Origin of the sequence: Shimia sp. (assembly GCF_041624275.1) — a bacterium.
In the GTDB taxonomy this organism is placed as follows: domain Bacteria; phylum Pseudomonadota; class Alphaproteobacteria; order Rhodobacterales; family Rhodobacteraceae; genus Shimia.
Map to the genome: position 1 here is coordinate 1 of NZ_JBFJVE010000278.1, position 2,698 is coordinate 2,698.

Here is a 2,698-nt window from a genome sequence, read left to right on the forward strand (position 1 = left end):
CCACCGCCGAGACCAGCGACCGGTCCCAGACATTGATCGTCACCATGCGCGGCTCGGGCACGTTGACGGTGCCGAGCTGGTTGATCGGGGTTCTCTGGCCATAGGCCTCGACCATCACCGGCTCGAGCATGGTCGCCGAGGCCCGGCCGGTGCGCAGCGAGGCGAATTCGGTTTTCAGAGCGTTCATCGCGCCTTCCATGCGGCGGGTCAGATCGTCGGTATCAAGTTCAAAATCGTCGGACATTGTTTTGCTCTAGCTCATTGCGGCCCGAAGGCCGGTTTCCGGTTCACTGTAATGGGTTCAGCCGACCTTTGTATAGGTGCCTTCCCCGGCCAGGATGCCTCTGAATCCGCCCGGCTCGTCGAGGCTGAAGACGATGATCGGCAGGTTGTTGTCACGGGCCAGCGCGATGGCGCTGGCATCCATCACCCCCAGCCGCTTGGCCAGAACGTCGTCATAGCTGACCGTGTCATAGCGCACCGCATCGGCATGTTTGACCGGATCCTTGTCATAGACCCCGTCGACCTTGGTGCCCTTGAAGATCGCCTCGCAGCTCATTTCGTTGGCGCGCAGCGTGGCGGCGGTGTCGGTGGTGAAATAGGGGTTGCCGGTGCCGGCGGCGAAGATGCAGACCCGCTTTTTCTCGAGGTGGCGCACCGCGCGGCGGCGGATATAGGGTTCGCAGACCTGATCCATCGGGATCGCCGAGATCACCCGGGTGAAGACGCCGAGCCCCTCGAGCGCCGACTGCATCGCCAGCGCGTTCATCACCGTGGCCAGCATGCCCATGTAATCGGCGGTGGTGCGCTCCATGCCCTGTGCCGAGCCCGAAAGGCCGCGGAAGATGTTGCCGCCGCCGATCACCATGCAGATCTCGACCCCGAGATCATGCACCGACTTTACCTCTTCGGCGATCCGCTGCACGGTCGGCGGGTTCAATCCGAAGCCCTGATCTCCCATCAGCGCCTCCCCCGAAATCTTGAGCATCACGCGCTTGTATGTGGTCTCGGCTTCGGGGATCGCGTCGGTCATGTTGCACTCCGGCTTCGCAAGGATTTAGGATCGCGCGCAAAATGTCGGAAAACACGGGCAGGTTCAATGCGCGATCTCATATCCATAGGCGATTTTCGGAGAATCGGAAGATGACCGCCCTGCCCGAGATCGCGGCCGACCGGCCGGTTCTGATCGCCGGCCCCACCGCCAGCGGCAAGAGCGCGCTGGCGCTGGAGATCGCCGAGAGCATGGGCGGGGTGATCGTCAATGCCGACGCGATCCAGGTCTACGGCAACTGGCGGGTGCTGACCGCGCGCCCCTCGGCGGCGGACGAATCGCGCGCGCCGCACCGGCTCTATGGCCATGTCGACGGCGCCGCCGCCTATTCCGTCGGCCACTGGCTGCGCGAGGTGGCGCCGCTGCTGGCGGGCCCCGAGCGTCCGATCATCGTCGGCGGCACCGGGCTCTATTTCAAGGCGCTGACCGAGGGGCTGGCCGAGATACCGCCGACCCCGCCAGAGATTCGCGCCGAGGCCGACGCCATCGTCGCCGAAAGGGGCTTTGCGAGCCTGCTCGACGCGCTCGACCCGCAGACAGCGGCGCGGATCGACCGCCGCAACCCGATGCGGGTGCAGCGCGCCTGGGAGGTGCTGCGCAGCACCGGGCGGCCGCTGGCCGAGTGGCAGGACGCGACTCCGCCGCCGCTGCTGCCGCTGTGTGACGCGGCGGCGATCCTGTTCGATGTCGAGCGCGACTGGCTGAACGCCCGCATCGCGCGGCGCTTCGACATGATGCTGGACGAGGGCGCCCTCGAGGAAGCGCGCGCCAACCTGCCCGGCTGGGATCCGGCGCGCCTGTCATCCAAGGCGATCGGGGCGCCGGAACTGATCGCGCACCTGCAGGGCAGGCTGACGCTGGCGGAGGCCCGCGAGGCGGCGACCGTCGCCACCCGCCAGTTCGCCAAGCGCCAGCGCACCTGGTTCCGCTCGAAGATGCGCGATTGGATCCCATTCAGCCCAGCGGCCCGGTAGAAGCAGAGAGTCGCAGCCTTTTGCCGGGCGGCCAGAGGTTTCTTGCCGAATCCGAACCCTGCTGTCATATCTCGGCGGTAATGTCAGACAAGAATTTACATATCCCGGCATTCATGACCCGCAAGGGGCCCGGTGCCCTGAACCAGGATCCGGCCGCCGAGGCCGCGGTTGCGCCACCGCCGGCCCGCAGCGCCCCGGCGCATCACCACGCTGGCGAGGAGAGCGCAGCCGGCACTGCGCCCGGCATTCTGGTGCAGACCCTGTCGCAGATGACCATCGGCGGCCTGTGGCAGCTCGAGCAGCTGCATCTGCGCGATCACCACCTCATCGTCTGGATCACCCGAGGCCAGGGCCGCCTGCGGCTGCACGGGCTGCGCCGCGGCTTCGGCGCCCACAACGCGATTTTCGTGCCTGCGGGCAAGCTGTTTTCCATCGAGGCCGGGCGCCATGTGCAGGGGCAGGTTCTGATCATCCCCAACGACGGGCGCGTGCAGCTGCCGGACCGCACCCAGCAACTGCGCCTTCAGGACGGGCTGGCCCAGGCCGAGCTGACCGGCCTGTTCGACGATCTGCGCCGCGAGCGACACGAGGACCGCCCGTTCCTCGCCGAATCCCTGACCGCGATCGCCTCGCTGGTGTCGATCTGGCTGCGCCGCCAGATGCTGCTTCAGGG

General features: G+C 67.0%; 3 protein-coding genes and 1 pseudogene. 2 read left to right on the forward strand and 2 right to left on the reverse strand.

Annotated elements, in window-relative coordinates:
• Both ABZD10_RS15010 and pyrH read right to left on the reverse strand, forming a co-directional pair.
• On the reverse strand, positions 1-244 hold a 244-nt coding region (locus ABZD10_RS15010; RefSeq protein ID WP_372887745.1), incomplete at its 3' end, for a ribosome-recycling factor.
• Between the two features lie 57 nt (positions 245-301).
• The gene (pyrH, locus tag ABZD10_RS15015) at positions 302-1,033 is read right to left on the reverse strand and encodes a UMP kinase (protein WP_372887747.1); all 732 of its coding nucleotides are present in this window, start codon (positions 1,031-1,033) and stop codon (positions 302-304) included.
• A 110-nt stretch (positions 1,034-1,143) separates the two neighbouring features.
• Between pyrH and miaA the strand changes: the two genes are divergently transcribed.
• A complete protein-coding gene (miaA, locus tag ABZD10_RS15020; protein WP_372887749.1) occupies positions 1,144-2,025 on the forward strand; it encodes a tRNA (adenosine(37)-N6)-dimethylallyltransferase MiaA in 882 nt (293 codons plus the stop codon).
• A gap of 113 nt (positions 2,026-2,138) precedes the next feature.
• Positions 2,139-2,698 (forward strand): annotated as a pseudogene (locus tag ABZD10_RS15025) (hypothetical protein); the annotation flags it as partial.

Coding starts and splice junctions, on each gene's coding strand:
- pyrH (WP_372887747.1), bottom strand. CDS start 1,033: ATGACCGACGCGATCCCCGAAGCCGAGACCACATACAAGCGCGTGATG.
- miaA (WP_372887749.1), top strand. CDS start 1,144: ATGACCGCCCTGCCCGAGATCGCGGCCGACCGGCCGGTTCTGATCGCC.